The 19,824-nt window shown below is 74.9% G+C and carries 14 protein-coding genes; 5 read left to right on the top strand and 9 right to left on the bottom strand.

What is annotated here, in order from left to right; genetic code table 11:
• The first annotated feature begins 379 nt into the window (after positions 1–379).
• Positions 380–1,690, top strand: a complete 1,311-nt coding sequence (locus ACGFX4_RS30890; RefSeq protein ID WP_393081277.1) for a nucleotide sugar dehydrogenase — start codon at positions 380–382, stop codon at positions 1,688–1,690.
• Between the two features lie 14 nt (positions 1,691–1,704).
• On the opposite strand, the gene ACGFX4_RS30885 is transcribed toward ACGFX4_RS30890, so the two are convergent.
• The 8 genes from ACGFX4_RS30885 to ACGFX4_RS30850 form a co-directional block, all read right to left on the bottom strand.
• Positions 1,705–2,853: a hypothetical protein gene (locus ACGFX4_RS30885; RefSeq protein ID WP_393081274.1), complete on the bottom strand. Its 1,149-nt coding sequence runs from the start codon at positions 2,851–2,853 to the stop codon at positions 1,705–1,707.
• Between the two features lie 191 nt (positions 2,854–3,044).
• Positions 3,045–5,669, bottom strand: a complete 2,625-nt coding sequence (locus ACGFX4_RS30880) for an SUKH-4 family immunity protein (RefSeq protein WP_393081271.1) — start codon at positions 5,667–5,669, stop codon at positions 3,045–3,047.
• A gap of 49 nt (positions 5,670–5,718) precedes the next feature.
• Positions 5,719–6,723 (bottom strand): SMI1/KNR4 family protein, encoded by a 1,005-nt coding sequence (locus ACGFX4_RS30875; RefSeq protein WP_393081268.1) that lies wholly within the window; start codon positions 6,721–6,723, stop codon positions 5,719–5,721.
• Positions 6,724–6,863: 140 nt separating this feature from the next.
• On the bottom strand, positions 6,864–7,973 hold the full coding sequence (locus tag ACGFX4_RS30870) for a DegT/DnrJ/EryC1/StrS family aminotransferase (RefSeq protein WP_393081265.1): 1,110 nt from the start codon (positions 7,971–7,973) through the stop codon (positions 6,864–6,866).
• Entirely contained in the window at positions 7,970–9,472 is a 1,503-nt protein-coding gene (locus ACGFX4_RS30865) for an MBL fold metallo-hydrolase (protein ID WP_393081262.1), read from the bottom strand. The genes ACGFX4_RS30870 and ACGFX4_RS30865 overlap by 4 nt, the downstream gene beginning before the upstream one ends.
• A complete protein-coding gene (locus tag ACGFX4_RS30860) occupies positions 9,469–10,602 on the bottom strand; it encodes a DegT/DnrJ/EryC1/StrS family aminotransferase (protein ID WP_393081259.1) in 1,134 nt (377 codons plus the stop codon). Before ACGFX4_RS30860 ends, ACGFX4_RS30865 begins: the two co-directional genes overlap by 4 nt.
• 182 nt (positions 10,603–10,784) lie before the next feature.
• Positions 10,785–11,765: an NAD-dependent epimerase/dehydratase family protein gene (locus ACGFX4_RS30855; protein WP_393081257.1), complete on the bottom strand. Its 981-nt coding sequence runs from the start codon at positions 11,763–11,765 to the stop codon at positions 10,785–10,787.
• Positions 11,762–12,928, bottom strand: a complete 1,167-nt coding sequence (locus tag ACGFX4_RS30850) for a Gfo/Idh/MocA family protein (RefSeq protein ID WP_393081254.1) — start codon at positions 12,926–12,928, stop codon at positions 11,762–11,764. The genes ACGFX4_RS30855 and ACGFX4_RS30850 overlap by 4 nt, the downstream gene beginning before the upstream one ends.
• Positions 12,929–13,201: 273 nt before the next feature.
• Between ACGFX4_RS30850 and ACGFX4_RS30845 the strand changes: the two genes are divergently transcribed.
• The 3 genes from ACGFX4_RS30845 (at position 13,202) to ACGFX4_RS30835 (ending at position 15,423) form a co-directional block, all read left to right on the top strand.
• Complete coding sequence (locus ACGFX4_RS30845) at positions 13,202–13,660, top strand: YwqJ-related putative deaminase (protein WP_393081251.1); 459 nt, start codon at positions 13,202–13,204, stop codon at positions 13,658–13,660.
• A gap of 45 nt (positions 13,661–13,705) precedes the next feature.
• Positions 13,706–14,206: an SUKH-3 domain-containing protein gene (locus tag ACGFX4_RS30840; RefSeq protein WP_345701946.1), complete on the top strand. Its 501-nt coding sequence runs from the start codon at positions 13,706–13,708 to the stop codon at positions 14,204–14,206.
• Between the two features lie 170 nt (positions 14,207–14,376).
• Positions 14,377–15,423 (top strand): acyltransferase family protein, encoded by a 1,047-nt coding sequence (locus tag ACGFX4_RS30835; RefSeq protein WP_393081248.1) that lies wholly within the window; start codon positions 14,377–14,379, stop codon positions 15,421–15,423.
• On the opposite strand, the gene ACGFX4_RS30830 is transcribed toward ACGFX4_RS30835, so the two are convergent.
• Entirely contained in the window at positions 15,385–16,677 is a 1,293-nt protein-coding gene (locus ACGFX4_RS30830; protein ID WP_393081245.1) for a sensor histidine kinase, read from the bottom strand. The genes ACGFX4_RS30835 and ACGFX4_RS30830 overlap by 39 nt on opposite strands.
• 163 nt (positions 16,678–16,840) lie before the next feature.
• Between ACGFX4_RS30830 and ppc the strand changes: the two genes are divergently transcribed.
• Entirely contained in the window at positions 16,841–19,639 is a 2,799-nt protein-coding gene (gene ppc / locus ACGFX4_RS30825; protein WP_393081242.1) for a phosphoenolpyruvate carboxylase, read from the top strand.
• Positions 19,640–19,824 lie beyond the last annotated feature (185 nt).

Genomic DNA, 19,824 nt, shown 5'->3' with positions numbered 1-19,824 from the left:
CCAGAGATCATGAATCGGACATACTCCTGTCACTGTCCGTCCATGGTCGCCGCGCAAGATGGTCTCAGCGCACGCCGCATCCAACCGTGGGGGATGGCTGTGGCAGCGCAAGTCGCACCCCCGATGGGGGTCGGGTGTGCGAGGCCGGGCGACCCTGGGTGGGGGCGCCCGTGCCACCTTCGCCGGGACCGCGGCGCCCACTGCACGGGCGCCGCAGGTCTCGGCGCCGCTGTCTGCGGCCCCGGACGGCCGTGGACGACCCCGGACGGCCCCGGTCCGACCCACTTCGCCGGAAGCCGCCCGCGCGGCGCGGCGCCTCCGTACCCTCATGTGAAGAAGGTGTGGGGACACCGTTCGCGATGCAGGGGGTACTTCGGTCATGCGCGTCGTCATCGCAGGTCAGGGCTATGTCGGGCTTCCGCTGGCGGTACGCGCCGCGGAAGTCGGCCACCAGGTCGTCGGGTACGACGTGGACGAGCGACGGATCAAGCGGCTCGCCGTCGGCGAGTCCTACGTGGAGGACATCCCGGGTGAGCGGCTGCGTCCGCTGCTGGACGGCGGCGCGTACCTGCCGTCCGCCGAGCCGGGCGACGTCGCCGGGTTCGACATCGCGGTGATCACCGTGCCGACCCCGCTGCGCGACGGGGTGCCCGACCTCTCGTACATCGAGTCCTCGGCCCGGCTGCTCGCCCGGCACCTGCGGCCCGGCGCCACCGTGGTGCTGGAGTCCACCACCTACCCGGGGACGACCGAGGAGCTGCTCGCCCCGCTGCTGGAGGAGGGCTCCGGGCTCACCGCCGGCCGCGACTTCCACCTCGGCTACAGCCCCGAGCGGATCGACCCGGGCAACCCGCAGTGGAAGCTGGAGAACACCCCGAAGGTCGTCTCCGGCACCACCCCCGAGGGCCTCGCCGCCGTGGACGGCTTCTACTCGCAGCTGGTCGAGCGGACCGTCCCGGTCTCCTCCTGCAAGGAGGCCGAGCTGACCAAGCTGCTGGAGAACACCTTCCGGCACGTGAACATCGCCCTCGTCAACGAGCTCGCCATGTTCGCCCACGACCTCGGCATCGACGTGTGGGAGGCGATCGACGCCGCGTCCACCAAGCCGTTCGGCTTCCTGCGCTTCACCCCCGGCCCGGGCGTCGGTGGGCACTGCCTGCCGATCGACCCCTCGTACCTGTCCTGGCGGGTGGAGCGGGCGCTCGGCCGGTCCTTCCGCTTCGTGGAGCTCGCCAACGACGTCAACAGCCACATGCCGGACTACGTGGTCGGCCGGCTGTCGGAGGCGCTGAACGAGCGGCGCCTGTCGGTCAACGGCTCGCGCGTGCTGGTGCTCGGCCTGGCGTACAAGAAGAACACCGGCGACGCCCGGGAGACCCCGGCCGCCCGGATCGTCGAGCTGCTCACCCGGATGGGCGCCGACGTCCGCGCCGCCGACCCGCACGTGGTCGCGGGCGTCCACGTCGCCGAGCCGACCATCCCCGGCCAGCGCACCGCCGACCACCACGAGGGCGGTCCGCTCGCCTCGGTCCGCCGGGTCGACGCCACGCCGGAGGAGCTGGCCGCCGCCGACGCGGTGGTGCTGCTCGCCGACCACGACGAATTCGACTACGACGCGGTGGTCGCGCACTCCCGGTACGTCCTCGACTGCCGCCGCCGGGTCACTGGGGCGGCAGTCGAAGTGCTCTGATCAGCCCCTGACGACTACCGCCGCGTGATGCGGTGGGCGTCCTCGTCGTACTCGGAGCCGTCGTCGACGATCACGATCTTCGGGACGATCGCCGTCCGGGCCTGGGCGGCCGGCGGTTCGACGACCGGCTTCGCCCAGGGCGCGGGCGGCGGGGGCGGGGTGCCCGGGGCGATCGCGGGCTTCGGCGGGGCGGCGGACGGCGCGGCAGCGGCTGGTCCGTCCTCCTCGTCGGCGTCCGCCGCCCCGGCGTCCGCGGCGTCCGCGGCGTCCACGGCGGTCTCCGGGGCGCCGACCGCGGAGCCGGTCAGCTCGGCGAGGTTCCGCTTGATGTGGTCGAGGTGCTCCTGCACCTTGTCCAGCCGCGCGCCGAAGTCGCGCTGCTCACGCTCGCTCTCCGCCTTGATCCGCTCCGCCTCGCGCCGCGCCCGGGCGACCACCTCGTCCGCCTCGGCCTGCGCCTGCGCGTCGATCCGCCGGACCTCGCCGAGCATCGTCTCGCGGTGCTGCTCCGCCTCCCGGACCTTCCGGTCCGAGCTGGCGGTGATCGCGGCCTCGGCGGCGTCGCCCTCGGTCTCCTTGGCGGCGGCCTCCTCGTCGGCCCTGCGGCGCTTGTCGGCGAGCGCCATCTCGGCGCTCTCCTCGGCCTCCGCGGCCGCGAGCCGGGTCTTCGCGGCCTCCGAGGTCGCGGCGTCCCGCAGCGAGCGGGCCTCCCGGTCGGCCTCGGCGCGGATCCGCTCGGCCTCGGCGCGGCTGCGCTCGTCCGTCCGGCGGGCCGCCTCGTCGGCCGCCTCGCGGGTGGTCCGGCCGAAGGCCTTCGCCTCCTCCCCCGCGGCCTGTCCGGCGTCGTAGGCGGCGTCGCGGGCGTCCTCGGCGGCCGTCTCGGCGGCGGTGCGCACCGCCAGCGCCTCGGCCTGGGCGGTCCTCATCAGGCCGGCGGCCTGCTCGGAGAGCACGCCGAAGTCGGGGTCCGGCGCGTCCTCGGCGGCCTGCCGGACGTCGGCGAGCCGCTTCTCCATTTCCCGGATGCCGGCGCCGAGGACGCTCAGCCGGTCCCAGGCCTCATCACGTTCACCACTGAGCGCCTCCAGGGCGCGGTCGACCTCGTCGGGCGCGTAACCGCGGCGGGCAACGCTGAAGCCGTTCTGGGAGACGGCGTCACTCATCGGCTCTTCCCCTCGTACGCGCGGGCTCCGGGGCCCCTCGTGCGGTGATCAGATCGGATGAATCGCTCCATCCTCTTGACCTATTTTGCGCAGATAACGCACCAAACCAAACAGCATCCCGCCGTGACGCACGCGAAGGGGCCGTGCCGACCACCGGGACGGCCCCCTTTTCGCAAGTTTATGGCGGGTCGTTACATCAGCCCGTCCCACATCTGTTCCAGCAGCACGCCCCACCACGACTCCGGGGTGTGCACGGCGGCCGGATCGACCGCCATCAGCTGCGCCTGCAGGTCGGTCGTCCAGCGTCCCGCCTGCTCCGGGGTCAGCCCGAAGCGCAGCCGCCACATCCGGCCGAGCACCGCGAGGCTGCGGACGAACTCCGGCACCCCGCTGTTCACGAAGCGCGGCGGCTCGCCGGCCCGCTCCAGGTCCACCGCGACCACCGCCGCCGTCCCGTACTGCACGCACAGCTGCCGGCCGTAGTCGTTGCCCAGCACCAGGTAGCCGCCGAAGTCCGGACCGCCCGGCAGCCCGCGCTCGGCGGCCAGCTCGGCCAGCGTCGGGATCGGCCGGCCCTCCTGGGCCTGCGCCCAGAAGAACGGCGGGAACTCGCGCGGCAGCCCCGCCCACATCAGCGTCTGGGCGACCACCTCCGGCACGCCCTGCCGGGCCACCGCGCGCTGCTCGAACCGGAACACCGACGGGCCGAACTCCTGCCCGAGCTCCGCCGCCAGCTGCTGCGGCGGCACCGGCGGCATCGGCGGGACCGTCCCCGGCGCGGGCAGCGGCACCCGGACGGCGCGCGGCCGCTGCGGGGCGGACGCCAGCTGGTGCAGCTGGTCCAGGTGGTCGTGCAGCAGCGCCATGCCGGACTGCCGGCCCGCGACGTCCTTGCCGTACGGCACGGTGTGGCTGATCCGCACGTTCGGCCAGGACGCCTGCACCATCCGGGCGCAGTAGCCGCCCGGCAGGTCGCACAGCTCCAGGTCGGTGTGCAGCTCCAGCACCTGGTCCGGCGGGACGTTCAGCCGCCGCATCTCGTGCAGCGCCTTCCACTCCGGGTGCGGGGTGCCCGGCTCACTGCGCATGATCACGGTCTGCTCGGAGCCGTCCGGACCCCGGTAGCTGACCACCGCCTGGGTGCCCGGGCCGATCGCGGGCACGCCGGACGGCGGCACCGGCGCGGCCGGAGCCGGAGCGGCGGGCGGCGCGGCCTGCGCCGGCGGCGCGCCCATCGGGGCGCCCGCCGCCGGGAAGCCGTACCCGGCCGGCGCACCCGGACCCGGCGGCGGGAACGGGCCGCCGGGCGGGAACGGCGCGGCCTGGCCGCCGGGGCCACCCGGGCCGAACGGCGCGCCACCGGGGGCACCCGGAGCACCCGGGGCGCCGGGCGCGAACGGGCCCGAGGCGGGCAGGTCGAGGGCCGGCGCGAGCTGGGTGGCCTGGTGGGCGACATTGGCCGCGTCCGGGCCGGGCGCGGCCGGGGCGGGCGGCGCCGCGCCGTCCCCCCGCAGGGCGCCGGGCGGCGGGGGCGGCGGGACACCCGGGCCACCACGGCCGGCGCCCGAGCCCGCCGGGCCACCGGCACCGCCGAGCAGCTCGCCCGGCGGCGGGGGCGGCGGCGCGGTCGGCGCGGTCCGGCCGGCCACGCCGTGGGCGGGACCGGCGGCGGGGTTCAGCAGGGCACCGGGCGGCGGGGGCGGCGGGACACCCGGGCCACCACGGCCGGCGCCGGCCGGTCCGGGCTGCGCGGGCGCCGCCGGAGGCATGCCGGGGGCGCCGGGCAGGCCCATCAGGCCGGGCGGGCCGTCGGTGGCCAGCACGGTCGGCGCGTAGTCGATCGACGGACCGCCCGCGCCCGGCGGCGGACCGTCCGGCGCGGCGAGCATCGTCGCCGCGTGCTCGATCCCGCCGCCGGGCGGCGCGAACGGGGGCACGGGCGTGCCGGGCACCGGCGTCCCGCCCGGCGGCGCGAACGGCGGGGTCGGCGTCCCGCCCGGGGGCGTGAACGGCGGCACCGCGGCACCGGGACCGGGCGGCGCGAACGGGGGCACGGGCGTGCCGGGCACCGGTGTCCCGCCCGGCGGCGCGAACGGCGGGGTCGGCGTCCCGCCCGGGGGCGTGAACGGCGGCACGGCCGGGGCGCCGACCGGACCAACCGGACCGACCGGACCAACCGGACCGACCGGGCCGACCGGGCCGACCGGGCCGACCGGGAGCGGCGGCACCTCGGGCATCCGGACAGTCGCGTCCTCCGCGCCGTGCGCCGGTCCGGGGACGACGGCGGGCGGGGCGAGCATCGTGGGGGCGTCCCCGGCGGGGCGGCCGGACTCGGGCGGGGTGGTCAGCCGGGCCGGGCCGTCGCCGCCCTCGCCCAGGCGCGCGGACTCCGCCGCGATCGCGGCCTCGCCCGCCTCCTGGAGCCACTGCGGCGGGCTGAGCAGGAAGGAGGTCGCCTCGATCGCGCCGCGCACCGGCTTGGCCGCGCCGGCCGGGTTGGGTTCGACCCGGGTGCCGTACAGCTCCTCGAACTGCCGGACCACCTCGTTGACGGGCAGCGCGGGCCAGAGCGTGCTGGCGCCGCTGTCCCGGGCGATCACCAGCCGCAGCTCACCGGGGCCCGGCTGCCCGGTCGACCCGTCCGGTCCGTCGTGCCCGGCGGCGTGCCCGGCCTGTCCGGCCTCGCGGGCGACCGCCCAGCACACGAAGCCCAGGTCGAACTCCCGCACCCGGACCTCGCGCTGCTGGGAGCGCGGCACCCCGGCGTTGATCCAGTCCTCGGCGATCTCCTGCGCCTGCGCGTACGTCGTCGTCACGAACGCCACACCCCTTCGTTCTGCCAACAGCCGGTGCGTTGCGCCGGGCTCAGTCCACCGGGACGGCGCGGGCGAACCCGCCGTCCACCATCAGCTCCGCCACCGTCTCCAGTTCGGGCGGGCTGCCCGCGAGCCGGAGCAGGAACTCGTCGATCCCGTCGCCGCAGGGCAGCAGCAGCCGCTCCACCCGTGCCTCGGCCGACGCGTCGGCCCCGTTGTCGCGCGCGTCGTCGTACGGGCAGAACCACACCGAGCCGGTCCGCTCGCCGCGCACCTTGAGCGCCAGCAGGCCGCCCTGCACGTAGGCGATGCCCAGGTAGTCCTTGGTGAGGTGGTCGCGCAGGCACTTGTTGGCGTACACCAGGTCGTGGACGCCGTACTCCTCGCTGAGCGTCAGGAACGGCTGGTCGAGCAGCAGGCCGAGCTCGACGTCCAGTGCCACGCCCACCGGGGCGCGGCCGCCGGCCAGCTTGAGGAAGTCGCGGTACGCGGGCGGCAGCGGGTGTCCCAGGCGCTGCTCGGCGCGCTGGACCAGGTCCTCGGTGACGGCGATCGGGTCGCCGCCGTCCCTGGCCAGGCCGAAGTGCGCGGGGCGCTGCTCCTGCAACGGGCGGGTGCCGCGGCGGCCGTGGTCGGCGCTGGACCGGGCCAGGCCGCCGTGGTGCCGCAGCAGTGCCTTCACCTCGACCGGGATCAGCTCCATCCGCCGCCAGCCGGGGGCGGCCCGGCCGACCGCGTGGTGCCACGTCCAGCCGGGCGGGGTGGCGACAGCGCTCTCCACGTCCGCCCACAGCTGGTGGCCCTGGGTGTAGAGCGCGGCGTTCGCCGAGACGTAGTCGGTGAGCCGGAGTTCGTCCACGCCGAAGCCCTGCGGCGGGTCGGCGACCTCGGCGGCGGCCGCCGCGTAGGAGGCGAAGTCGGGGAAGCCGTACTCGTCGATCCGGACGCCCGCCGGGTGCAGCCCGCTGCGCACCGGGTCGGGGAACCGGACCACCTGACCCGCGTACGCCGAGTTGGGCACGGCGGCAGCGATGCCGGGCCGACCTGTCGTCATCTGGGTTCCCCCACTGGCAGAAGGCGATTACCTCGACCACCAGCCTAGGGGACACGAACAGCAGATTCGCCAGGGGCTCGGAACGCGGATGCCTCCAGGGGCTCGGGGAACGGCGAGGCCGCCCCCGAGCCCCTGCCTCCCTAGCCGTTCGCCTTGAGCGCCGCGGTCAGCGTCTCCGCGACGCGGGTCTGCTGGCCCTCGGTGATCTGCGGGAAGAGCGGCAGGGTGAGGATCTCCGCCGCGGCCCGTTCGGTGGCCGGGAAGGCGCCCTCGCCGTACCCGAGTCCGCGGAACGCGGGCTGCAAGTGGACCGGCACCGGGTAGTGCACGCCCGCGCCGATCCCGGCCGCGTGCAGCGCGGCGAGGACCGCGTCGCGGCCGCGCTCGACCCGCACCGCGTACAGGTGCCAGACGTGCTCGTTGCCGGGCAGGACGCGCGGCGTGGTGAGGCCCTCCAGCCCGGCCAGCAGCTTGTCGTAGCGCTCGGCGGCGGCCCGGCGGGCCTCGTTCCAGCCGGGCAGCCGGCGCAGCTTGGCCCGCAGCACGACGGCCTGCAGGGTGTCCATCCGGGAGTTGAAGCCGAAGCGCTCGTGGACGTACTTGCGGCCGGAGCCGTGGTCGCCGATCAGCCGGACGGCGGTGGCGAGTTCGGCGTCGTCGGTGACGACCGCGCCGGCGTCGCCGTACGCGCCGAGGTTCTTGCCGGGGTAGAAGCTGGTGGCGGAGATCCGGCCCCAGGAGCCGGAGACCCGGCCGTCCTGCCGGGCGCCCTGCGACTGGGCGCCGTCCTCGATCACCGGGCGGCCGCCGGCGGCCTGCAGCAGCTCGGCCATCGGCGCGAGCTGGCCGTTCAGGTGGACGGGCATCAGCGCGACGGCGTCGGCCACCACGTCGGCGACCCGCTCCGGGTCCATCAGCAGGTGGTCCTCGTCCACGTCGACCAGGACCGGCCGCAGCCCGGCCCGGACGACCGCCTCGGCGGTGGCGACGAAGGTGTTGGCGGGCAGCACCACGCCGCCGCCCTCGGGCAGGTCGAGGGCGCGCAGGGCGAGCTCCAGCGCGTCCGTGCCGTTGGCGGTGCCGACCGCGTGCCGGACGCCGGAGAACTCGGCGTACTCCTGCTCGAACGCGGTGACGTCCGGGCCCTTGATGTACGCGCCGCTCGCCAGGACCCGGTCGAAGCCCTCGCGGACCTCGGCGGCGATCTCGGCGTGCGCGGCGTGCAGGTCGACGAGCGGGATGTCGGTCATGCGCTGGGCTCCTCCGGTAGGACCGGCGCTGAATCGCCGGGTTCGGGCTCGACGTGCAGGGGCAGGGCGCCGCCCTCCAGGCAGGCCCCGGTGGCGGTGGACCACTTCCAGTGGTGGCGCGGGCACTCGACCACGCCGTCGGCGATCACCGCGTGGCTGAGGTCCTCGCCGGCGTGCGGGCACCAGCGCTGCAGCCGCAGCCCGTCGCGGCTGATCGTCTCGCCGCCGCGGCCGGACCGCTCGCGCACCAACTGGCGGGTCTGGGCCGGCCGGTGGCCGTAGCGCAGCAGGCCGAGCAGGGTCAGGTCGAAGACGTCCGGGTCGCGGTGCAGGCTGAGCCGCATCGAGAGCAGCGCCTCCTCCCAGCCGGCCCGGCCGTCCAGCACCGCGCGCAGGGCGCGCGGCGGGATCCGGATGGTGTACGCCGGGTCGACCGGCGGGTCCTCCAGGTCGACCCGCTCGGCCAGTTCGCCCAGGGTCAGCCCCCACGCGGCACCGCCGGCCTCGACCCGGATCCCGGTGCGGTAGTCGGCCAGCAGCGGCCGGTTGAGCCGCTGCAGCCGGGTGAAGTACGCGGCGACCTCGTCCGCCCCGACCGGCGCGCACGGCTCGGTGTGCCACGCCCGCCATTCGTCCCGGCGGCGCTCCCGGTACGCGGCCAGGTAGCCGGCCGGGTCGGTGGCCCAGCTCCCGGGCGGCGAGGGGGCGTCCACCCGGTCCCCGGGCGCGGTGCGGACCACCCTGGTCTCCGGGCAGGCCGCGGCGAAGGCGTCCGCGACGTCCTCCCACTGCGGGAAGATGGTCGCCGCCCGGTCGTTGAACCGGTCCAGCTCCGGGTCGAGGAAGCACGCCGGACCGGCCGACGGCAGGTACGCCCGGGCGCCGGTCAGCTTGACCTTGCGGGCCAGGGTGTCCAGCAGGTCGGCGCGGACCGCCGCCGTCTTGGCGGCCATCGCCTCCGCCGGGTAGTCGTACGCGTTCGGGTACCACATGGCCCCCGAGTACTGGGCGGCCAGCAGGTCCACGCCGGACGGCAGCTCGGACATCGGGGTGTTGCAGTCGTTCAGGTCCAGGAAGCGGTAGCCGCCCAGGTCGAGCAGCAGCCCGCTGTCCTCCTTGTGGCTGGTGTCCAGCAGCATGGTCGCCACGAGGTCCGGCCCGAGCCGGTGCTCCTCGCGGTGGCCCAGCCGCACCTGCCGCTCGAAGCCCAGCGCCCGCAGCCGCCGGGCCGGCTCCCGGCTGCGGAAGTCCGGCACCAGCACGGTGACGTCCCGGGAGAGCCGGGCGAGCAGCCGGGCGTCGAAGTGGTCCTCGTGGGTGTGCGACACGTACAGGTAGTCGTAGGTCCCGGCCACCACCTCGGGCAGCAGCTCCCGGTTGTCCGGGTACGGGAACCACGCCTCCAGGAACGCCGGGTGGAACCACGGGTCGATCAGGACGCGCACACCGGCGTGCTCGACCACGAAGCCGGCGTGCCCGAGGTGCCGGATCGACGTCACCCGAGGGACTCCCGCAGTGCCAGGACCACCCGGTCCTGCTGCTCCTCGGTCAGCGAGTGGTACAGCGGCAGGACCAGCGACCGCTCGGTCAGCAGCTCGGTCGCCGGCAGCGGCACCCGGGCACTGCCCTTGTACGGCAGCTCCAGGTGCGCCGCCATGATGCCGCGCCGCGCGGACACACCGCGCTGCGCCAGCCCGGCCAGCACCTCGGTGCGCTCCGGCGCGCCCTCGGGCAGCAGCAGCCAGCAGGACTGGAAGTTGCCCGTCCCGTGCTCCGGCTCCGCCACCAGCCCGGACGCCAGGTCGCCCAGCAGCTCCCGGTACCGGGCCGCCAGCTCCCGGCGGCGGGCCACCATCGCGGGCAGCTTGCCCAGTTGCACCAGGCCCACCGCCGCCTGGATGTCGGTCATCCGGTGGTTGAAGCCGATCTCGTCGTACGTCTCCACCAGGCTCGCCCCGCCACCCGCCGAGGCGTGCCGATCGGCGGCCGAGACGCTCATCCCGTGCTCGCGCAGCCGGCGCAGCCGGGCGGCGAGCTCGCCGTCCTGGCAGGTCACCATGCCGCCCTCGCCGGTGGTCAGCAGCTTGCGCGGGTGGAAGGAGTACGCGGCGATCTCCGCGGTCGCGCCCGCCGGACGGCCGCGGTACGTCGAGCCGGCCGCGCACGCGGCGTCCTCGACCACGGTGATGCCGCGGGGCTCGACCAGCGCCCGGATCGCGTCCAGGTCCACCGGGACGCCGCCCTGGTCGACCACCACCACCGCCCTGGTCCGCTCCGTCAGCAGCGGCGCGACCGTCTCCGGCGTCAGGTTGCCGGTCGCCGCGTCCACGTCCGCGAACACCGGCGTCCCGCCGACGTAGGTGACGGCGTTCGCCGTCGCGATGAACGACAGCGACGGCACCACCACCTCGTCGCCCGGGCCCACCCCGGCACCGACCATCGCCAGGTGCAGCGCCGTCGTGCACGACGACACGGCCACCGCGTGCGGCACGCCCAGGTGCTCGGCGAAGGCGCGCTCGAACTCCGCGACCCGCGGCCCCTGCGCCACCCACCCCGACCGCACGGCCTCGGCGGCGGCCTGGGCTTCCTCTTCACCGAGCCAAGGAATCATCACGGGAATCGTCTGCATGTACGGAACTCCTGGCAGGGGCGCGGGGAACTGCGCGAATCGGAAGGTACGGCGCCGTTGATCGCCCTCACCCGGGTGAGTTGCACGTGCCGCGATCTGACGGAGTGGTGATGCTTGCTCGCGCAGTTCTCCCCCAGCCTCCGGCCGGGAGGTGCCCCCACGCGCCCCTGACGGTGCTTCCGTCAGCTGTTGGCCCGCCACCAGGTGACGAGCTGGCGGAGGCCTTCTTCGAGGTCGCGTTCGGGCTTCCAGCCGAGGTCGCGTTCGGCGGCGGAGATGTCGGCGAGGCGCCGGACCACGCCGCCGGCGGTGCCGCGGGCGGGCCCGTGCTCGACGTCGAGGTCGGAGTCCATGGCGCGCAGCAGCGCGTCGGCGAGGCCGCGCAGCGAGACCTCGGTGGCGGAGGCGATGTTGTACACCCGGTCGGTGACGGGCGCCGCGGCGGCGAGCAGGTTGGCCCGGGCGATGTCCTCGGTGTACACGAAGTCCATGGTCTGGGCGCCGTCGCCGAAGATCAGCGGGGGCTGGCCGGCGACGATGCGCTCCATCCAGCGGATGAAGACCTCGGTGTAACGACCGTGGACGTCCATCCGGGGGCCGTACACGTTGAAGTAGCGCAGGGCGACGTAGTCGAGCCCGTACATCGCGTGGAAGCTGCGCAGCAGGCCCTCGTTGAAGACCTTGGCGGCGCCGTACAGGGTGTCGTTGTTGTAGGGGTGCTGGGTCTCGGGCGTCGGGAAGACGTCGGCGAGGCCGTAGACCGAGGCGGTGGAGGAGGCGATGAGCTTCTTGACGCCCTTCTCGGCGGCCGCCTCGACGACGTCGAAGGTGCCGTCGACCATGATCTCCAGGGCGAGCCGGGGTTCGGCGGCGCACTGGGTGATCCGGATGGCGGCGAGGTGGAAGAGCAGGTCGGTGTCGTCGCCGAGGAGCTCGCGGAGCAGCGCGCGGTCGCGGATGTCGCCGTCGACGACGCGCAGTTGGCCGGGCCGGGCGGTGGCCTGGGCGTGGGCGAGGTTCTCCATCCGGCCGCGGACGAAGTTGTCGAGGACGACGACCTCTCCGGCGCCGGCTTCGATCAGCTGGTCGACGACGGTGGAGCCGATGGTGCCGGCGCCGCCGGTGACCAGGCAGCGGGATCCTTCGACGGTGACGGCGTTCATCGGGCGGCTGCCCTCTCCTGTTCGGTGATCAGTTGCACATCGGAGCCGGCACCGACCGGGACGGTGGCGCCGCCGAGTTCGAGGCTGCGGGAGGCGGCGTGCAGCAGTTGGAGGACGCGCAGGCCGGAGCGCCCGTCGGTGAGCGGTGCCCGGCCCTCGGTGATCGAGGCGGCGAACTCGGCCATCACGTTGCGCAGCGCCTCCTGCTCGACCAGCGCGGGGGCGACCATGTCGCCGACCCGGTAGGAGATCAGGGCGCGGTGCCGGATGGCGTCGGTGAGCTCGTCGGGCGGGGTGAGGTCGACGCCGCGGTCGTGCATCGCCAGCCGCGCCTGCGGATTGAGGTCGTCCCAGACCAGGGTGCGTCGCGATCCGCCGATCATCGTCGTCCGGACCTTGGTCGGGGAGAGCCAGTTGACGTGGCAGTGGGCCAGCGCGCCGTTGCTGAGCTTGACGGTCAGGTAGGCGACGCAGGCCCGCCCGGCGCCGATCGGGTCGGCTCCCTGGGCGCTCACCCCGACGGGCTCGACGCCGGGCGGCAGCACGAAGTCGAGGATGGACAGGTCGTGCGGTGCCAGGTCCCACAGCACGTCCACGTCCGGCTGGACGAGGCCGAGGTTGATCCGGACCGAGTCGAAGAACTGGACGTCGCCGATCTCGCCGCCGTGCACCAGCTCCCGGATCCGCCGGACCACCGGCGTGTAGCAGAAGGTGTGGTCACACATCAGGACCAGGCCGCGCGCCTCGGCGATCTCGACGAGCTCGGCGGCGTCCTCGACGGTGGTGGTGATCGGCTTCTCGACCAGGACGTGCTTTCCGGCCTCCAGGGCGGCCCGGACCAGTTTGTAGTGGGCGGCGGCCGGGGTGGCGATGGCCACCGCGTGCACCCGCTCGTCGGCCAGCACGTCCTCGAAGGAGGTGGTGGACCGTACGGTGCTGTACTCGCCGAGCACCCGCCGGGAGCGGGCCTCGTCCAGGTCGCACAGCCAGTGCAGCCGCAGTGCGGCGGTCTGCTGGGCGTTGCGGACCAGGTTCGGCCCCCAGTACCCGGCGCCGACCACGGCCAGGCCGATCCTCTCGGCGTACCGCGGTTCCGGGACTCCCGGAGTCGGTACGTGCTCCCCCGGCGCTTCGTGCGCCATGTCCTTAGGTGCGCTTGTCATTGCAAGACCCCCCTTGCCCGCGCTCACTGGAACGCTACCGGTCACGGCCTGCGGCGAGGGGCCGATTGGGGAAACCCGGGGGCGGTCAAAACCGGCGCGCGAAGCGTGTGCCAGGCGTGCGCGTGGCCGCGTGCGGGCCCTCCGTACACCCCGGCTCGGAGATTGTCGGAGGCGTTTGGCAGGCTGGTCCCCTCACGGGGAGATCACCGTCCATCAGCAGACCCCCGGCAGCCGAGAACTGCCGGTGCACCGAGTACGACCGAGGAGACAGCCATGGATCAGCCGGACGCACAACCGCCGGCACTGCGCCACCACCGGGACAGCCTGCTGCCCGCGGTGGCCGCCGCGCTGTCGCTGCGCGGCGGCGAGGTGCACACCCTGGCGGGCGAGAAGTCGGAGCTGCCGCCGGCCCTGCACCCGCTGGTGGCGGAGTTCCTGGCGGGTCTTCCGGTGGAGCAGCGGGAGCGCTTCCTGGGCCGCTGCCCGGAGGCGGCGCTGCTCTCCCAGTACCTGGTCTCGGTGGACACGGGCCGTTCCAAGCGGTCGGCGCGCAAGCCGCTGACCGTGCAGGAGGCCCGGAAGTCGCTGAAGGGCGCCCGGCTGACCACGGTGCGGATCCGCGAGGAGGGCGACCCGGCGCACGGTACGCACGCGCCGCCGTGCCGCTCCTGCGCTCCCCTGCTGGAGCACCTGAACGTGGCGAGCGTCGCCGTCGGCCCGGCCGCCGGCTGATCCCTCCGCCGCACCGCCCCTGTCCCCCAGTCACCGGAGCCGACCCTGAACGCGAGCACCCTGCGCACCCAGCCCCGTTTCCCCGCCGACGTCGCCGCCGCCCTCAAGCAGGCCGGCTGGCACCCCGGCCGGTGGGAGATCCGGCAGGCCGAACGGTGGGCCGACGCGCTGGTCGCCCACGGCGGGGCGCTGGACCCGCAGCACGCGGTCTTCCCGGCCGCGATCGAGGCGTGGGCCGAGTTCGGCGGCCTCTCCTTCGACGTGCCCGGGCCGGGCCGCACCCTGGCGCGGACGCCGTTCCTGCTGGACCCGCTCGCCGGCCTGCACCAGCCGCGCACCCTGGCGGACCTGGGCCGGGCGCTGGGCACCAAGCTGGCGCCGCTCGGCGAGGAGCTGTACGGGCAGGCGCTGCTGGCGGTGGACGAGCACGGCCGGGTGTTCAGCCTGGACCACACCGGCGAGTGGTTCCTGGGCCGCTCGATCGACCAGGCGCTGGCCACCCTGATCCTGGGCCTCGCCCCGCACCGCCTGACCACCGGGGCCTGACCGCCACGGCCCGACCACCGCGGCCCGACGGCCCGACCGGCCCGACCGGCCCGACCGGCCCGAGCACAACGACGTGGCCCTGTCACCGGATTGGTGAATCCCCTCCCGCCACCGGCCGGTTGCCGCCACACTGAGGCGCACCCGGTTGTGGAGCTTTTGAGGAGATCCGGATGGGTGAGCGCCAACCGCTCTTCGACAACGCCAAGTTCGCGGCCGTCGCGCTGGTGGTCTGCGCCCACACCTGGATGCCGCTGCTGGCGTACGACCGCACGGTGGCGGCCGCGGTGCTCACCGTGGCGGCGTTCTCGATGCCGCTGTTCATCACCCTCTGCGGGTACTTCGCGCGCCCCCGGCCGGGCCGCCCGCAGGTGGACGGACCGCGGCTGATCGGCCAGCTGGCCGTCCCGTACGTGGTGTTCCAGCTGCTCTACAACCTGGTCGGGATGGCGCTGGAGCGCCGGCTGGCGCCGATCCACCTGCTGGAGCCGCGCTGGCTGACCTGGTTCCTGCTGTCGCTGCTGATCTGGCGCCTGACGGTGCCGCTGTGGACGGCGCTGCGCCATCCGCTGCCGGTCGCGGTGCTGGTGGCGGCCGCCACCGGAGTGGTGGACGCCTTCCCGGCGGAGCTGGCGTTCGGTCGGACGCTCGGCTTCCTGCCGTTCTTCGTGCTCGGCCTGGTGCTCCGCCCGGAGCACTTCGCGCTGCTGCACCGCCGGGCCGTGCGCCGCTGCGCCCCGGTGGTGCTGGCGGGCGTCGCGGCGACGCTCTGGGTGGTCGGCCCGAAGCTGCTGAACCCGGGCTGGTTGGAGTACACCGACTCGGCCGCCCAGCTGCGGGTCGGCTACCCGGTGTGGCTGGCGGTCCGGGTCGCGCTGGCCGCGCTGGCGCTGGTCGCCGGCGCCGCGTTCCTCGCGGTGCTGCCGGCCCGCCGCACCCGGTACACCGCGCTGGGCGCCGCCTCGCTGTACGTCTACCTGCTGCACGGGCTGCCGCTGAAGCTGGTCCAGGCGTCCGGGATCTACCACGCCCGGCTGCTGCACCACTGGTGGACGGCGCTGCCGCTGCTCGGCGCCTGCGCGCTGGCCCTCGCGGTGGTGCTGGCGCTGCCGCGCACCGTGCGGCTGTTCACCCCGCTGGTGCAGCCCCCGCTCGGCCGGCTGCTGCACCCGGAGGGCACGTCACGGGACCAGCCGGTCCCGCTGCACCGCGAGGCGTGAGGGCAGCACCGCCTCCACCCGGAAGCCGCCGTCCCCGTCCGGCCCGGCGACGAAGCTGCCGCCCAGCGCCAGCACCCGCTCGCGCATCCCGACCAGGCCGTTCCCGCCGCTGGGCAGCACCACGCCGACGGCGCCGCGCGCCGCGCGCTCGTTGACCACCACCACCCGCACGCCGTTCGGCACGTACGCCAGCACCACGGCGACCGCCGCGCCGCCGGCGTGCTTGTGCGCGTTGGTCAGGCCCTCCTGGACCACCCGGTAGGCGGTCCGCTCGGCCTCCGGCGCGTACGGCAGCCGGTCGCCGCGCACCGTCAGGGTGACCGCCATGCCGGCCGCCCGGGACTGGTCGACCAGCCGGGGCAGCTCGGCCAGGGTGTCGGCGGGGTCGGCGGCCGGCCCGGGCTGCTCGGCGGCCTCGGACATCCGCAGCACGCCGAGGATCTCGCGCAGCTCGTCCAGCGCCTGCCGGCCGACGTCCCCGACCAGCTTGGCGCTCTCCTGGGCGCGCGCCGGGTCCTTGGGGATGATCCGCTCCAGGGCGGCGGCGTGCACCACCATCAGGCTGACCCGGTGGGCGACCACGTCGTGCATCTCCCGGGCGATCCGGGTGCGCTCCTCCAGCCGGGCCCGGCGGGCCCGCTCCCGGGCCCGCTCGGCGAGCAGGTCCAGCTCGGTCTCCAGGCCGTGGGCGCGGTCCTTCAGCGACTCGATCAGCCGCCGCCGGGCACCGACGTACAGGCCGGTCGCGACCGGGGCGACCACCAGGCCGACCGCCATCACGGCGGCGATCAGCACGAACACCCAGTACGGCGGCAGCGGCTCGGCGGAGGCCGGCTCGGCCGGCACCGACAGCACGAACAGCGCCATGCCGAAGGTCTCCACCATCGCCAGCGCGGAGAGCAGCACCACCCGCAGCCGCCGCGACGGCCACTCCCAGGTCGCCGCCAGGGTGTACAGCGACACCACCAGCAGCACCACGCCGAACAGCCCCGGCACGAACACCATCGCCGCCAGCACCGGCACCGCCGGCCAGCGCCGCCGCACCACCAGCGACAGCCCGGCGAGCACGCCCAGCGCCGCCGCGACCACCCCGGCGGGCACCCCCAGATGCAGCCGGTCGTGCACCACCCCGTACGCGCCGAACGCGCACTCCAGCCCGGCCAGCAGTGCCAGCCCGATGTCCAGCACGGCACTGCGGCGGCGCTGCCACCACCACAGCCCGCTGCTCCGGTCCCCCTCCGGCGTCTTGCTCATGGGAGACAGACTAAGGCTCGGTGTCCGCCATGCGGCCAGGCATCGGACGCGGCACCCGGTGCCACCTATGCTGGTCCGGTCCGGACAGCGCGGTCCGCACACGTCACCTCTCACCGGGTGATGCAGAGCCGTTGCCGAACCCCACCACCACAGGGAGCCAGCCGTGACCGCTCCGGTCCCCAACTCGGCGGACAACCCATCGCCGAACGTCGCCGACAACGCAGCGCTCCGTGCGGACATCCGCCGCCTGGGCGACCTGCTGGGCGAGACGCTCGTCCGCCAGGAGGGCCCCGAACTGCTGGGCCTGGTCGAGCAGGTCCGCCTGCTGAGCCGCACCGACGGCGAGGCCACCGCGCAGCTTCTCGGCGAGATCGACCTGGACACCGCCGCCAAGCTGGTCCGCGCCTTCTCCACCTACTTCCACCTGGCGAACGTCACCGAGCAGGTGCACCGCGGCCGCGAGTTCGCCGCCCGCCGGGCCCGTGAGGGCTCGCCGCTGTCGCAGACCGTCGACCAGCTGTCCGAGGCGGACCCCAAGCACCTCGCCGACACCCTGGCCAACCTCGCGGTCCGCCCGGTCTTCACCGCGCACCCGACCGAGGCCGCCCGCCGCTCGGTGCTGAACAAGCTCCGCCGGGTCGGCGAGCTGCTGGAGCGCATCCACCGCGAGCACGCCGCCTCCGGCCTGCTGGAGGCCGACCCGGCCCGGCACACCTCGGCCCGCCGCAGCGCCGACCGCCGCCTCGCCGAGGTGATCGACCTGCTCTGGCAGACCGACGAGCTGCGGATCGCCCGCCCGGAGCCCACCGACGAGGCCCGCAACGCCGTCTACTACCTGGACGAGCTGTACCGCGACGCGGTCCCCGAGGTCCTGGAGGAGCTGCACGAGGAGCTCGCCCGGGTCGGCCTCGCGCTGCCCGAGGGCGTCCGCCCGCTGACCTTCGGCACCTGGATCGGCGGCGACCGGGACGGCAACCCGAACGTCACCCCCAAGGTCACCTGGGACGTGCTCAACCTCCAGCACGAGTACGGCATCAAGGACGCCCTGGCCGCCGTCGACGACCTGCGCGCCTCGATGTCCACCTCGGTCCGGCTGGCCGGCGCCTCGGAGGAGCTGCTGGCCTCGCTGGAGGCCGACCTCAAGGAGCTGCCGGAGCTCAGCCCCCGCTACAAGCGGATGAACGCCGAGGAGCCGTACCGGCTCAAGGCCACCTGCATCCGGATCAAGCTGGAGAACACCCGCGACCGCCTGGCCGCCGGCACCCCGCACGTGGTCGGCCGCGACTACGTGGGCACCCGCGAGCTGGTCGCCGACCTCAAGCTGATCCAGGACTCGCTGCGCGCCCACCGCGGCGGGCTGATCGCCGACGGCCGGCTGGCCCGCGCGATCCGCACCATCGAGGCGTTCGGCCTGCAGCTCGCCACCATGGACGTCCGCGAGCACGCCGAGGCGCACCACCACGCGCTCGGCCAGCTCTTCGACCGGCTCGGCGAGGAGGCGTGGCGCTACACCGACATGCCGCGCGAGTACCGCCAGCGCCTGCTCTCCAAGGAGATGCGCTCGCGCCGTCCGCTGGCCCCCACCCCGGCCCCGCTGGACGCGGCCGGCGCCAAGACCCTCGGCGTCTTCTCCACCATCCGGGAGGGCTTCGAGCGGTTCGGCGACGAGATCGTCGAGTCGTACATCATCTCGATGTGCCAGGGCGCCGACGACGTGTTCGCCGCCGCCGTGCTGGCCCGCGAGGCCGGCCTGATCGACCTGCACGCCGGGATCGCCAAGATCGGCATCGTGCCGCTGCTGGAGACCACCGACGAGCTCCAGGAGGCCGACCGGATCCTGGACGAGATGCTCTCCGACCCGTCGTACCGCCTGCTGGTCTCGCTGCGCGGCGACATCCAGGAGGTCATGCTCGGCTACTCCGACTCCTCCAAGTTCGGCGGCATCACCACCTCCCAGTGGGAGATCCACCGCGCCCAGCGCCGGCTGCGCGACGTCGCCCACCGCTACGGCATCCGGCTGCGCCTGTTCCACGGCCGCGGCGGCACCGTCGGCCGCGGCGGCGGCCCCTCGCACGAGGCGATCCTCGCCCAGCCCTGGGGCACCCTGGAGGGCGAGATCAAGGTGACCGAGCAGGGCGAGGTCATCTCCGACAAGTACCTGCTGCCCTCGCTCGCCCGGGAGAACCTGGAGCTGACCCTCAGCGCCACCCTGGCCGCCTCCGCGCTGCACACCGCCCCGCGCCAGGCCCCCGAGGAGCTGGCCCGCTGGGACGCCGCGATGGACCAGGTCTCCGAGGCCGCGCACACCGCGTACCGCGCCCTGGTGGAGCAGGAGGACCTGCCGAAGTACTTCTTCGCGGCCACCCCGGTCGACCAGCTCGCCTCGCTGCACCTGGGCTCCCGCCCGTCCCGCCGCCCCGACTCCGGCGCCGGCCTGGACGGCCTGCGGGCCATCCCGTGGGTGTTCGGCTGGACCCAGTCCCGCCAGATCGTGCCCGGCTGGTACGGCGTCGGCTCCGGCCTCGCCGCCGCCCGCGCGGCGGGCCTGGGCGACGTGCTGAACGAGATGCACGGCCAGTGGCACTTCTTCCGCAACTTCCTGTCCAACGTCGCCATGACGCTGGCCAAGACCGACCTGCGGATCGCCCGCCACTACGTCGAGCAGCTGGTCCCCGCCGACCTGCACCACGTCTTCGACCAGATCGTGGCCGAGCACGACCTCACCATGCGCGAGGTGCTGCGGCTCACCGGCGAGGGCGAACTGCTGGAGCACAACGAGGTGCTGAAGCAGACGTTCAACGTCCGCGACGCCTACCTCGACCCGATCTCCTACCTGCAGGTCGCGCTGCTGCGCCGGCAGCGCGAGGAGGCCGCCGCCGGGCGTCCCGAGGACCCGCTGCGCGCCCGCGCGCTGCTCCTCACCGTCAACGGCATCGCGGCCGGCCTGCGCAACACCGGCTGATCCGGAACGGCACGCCGCGGGGGGGGGGGGGGGGGGGGGGGGGGCGGCCCGCCCCCCGCCCCCCCCCCCCCCCCCCCCCCCCCCCCCGCCGCCCCCCCCGCCCCCCCCCCCCCCCCCCCCCCCCCGCCCACCACCCCCCCCCCCCCCCCCCCCCCCCCCCCCCCCCCCCCCCGGGCGCCCCGCAC

This window comes from Kitasatospora sp. NPDC048365 (genome assembly GCF_043200835.1).
Lineage (GTDB): Bacteria > Actinomycetota > Actinomycetes > Streptomycetales > Streptomycetaceae > Kitasatospora > Kitasatospora terrestris.
The sequence above is the reverse complement of the archived record's forward strand: the minus strand, read 5'-3'. Positions and strand labels throughout refer to the sequence as shown.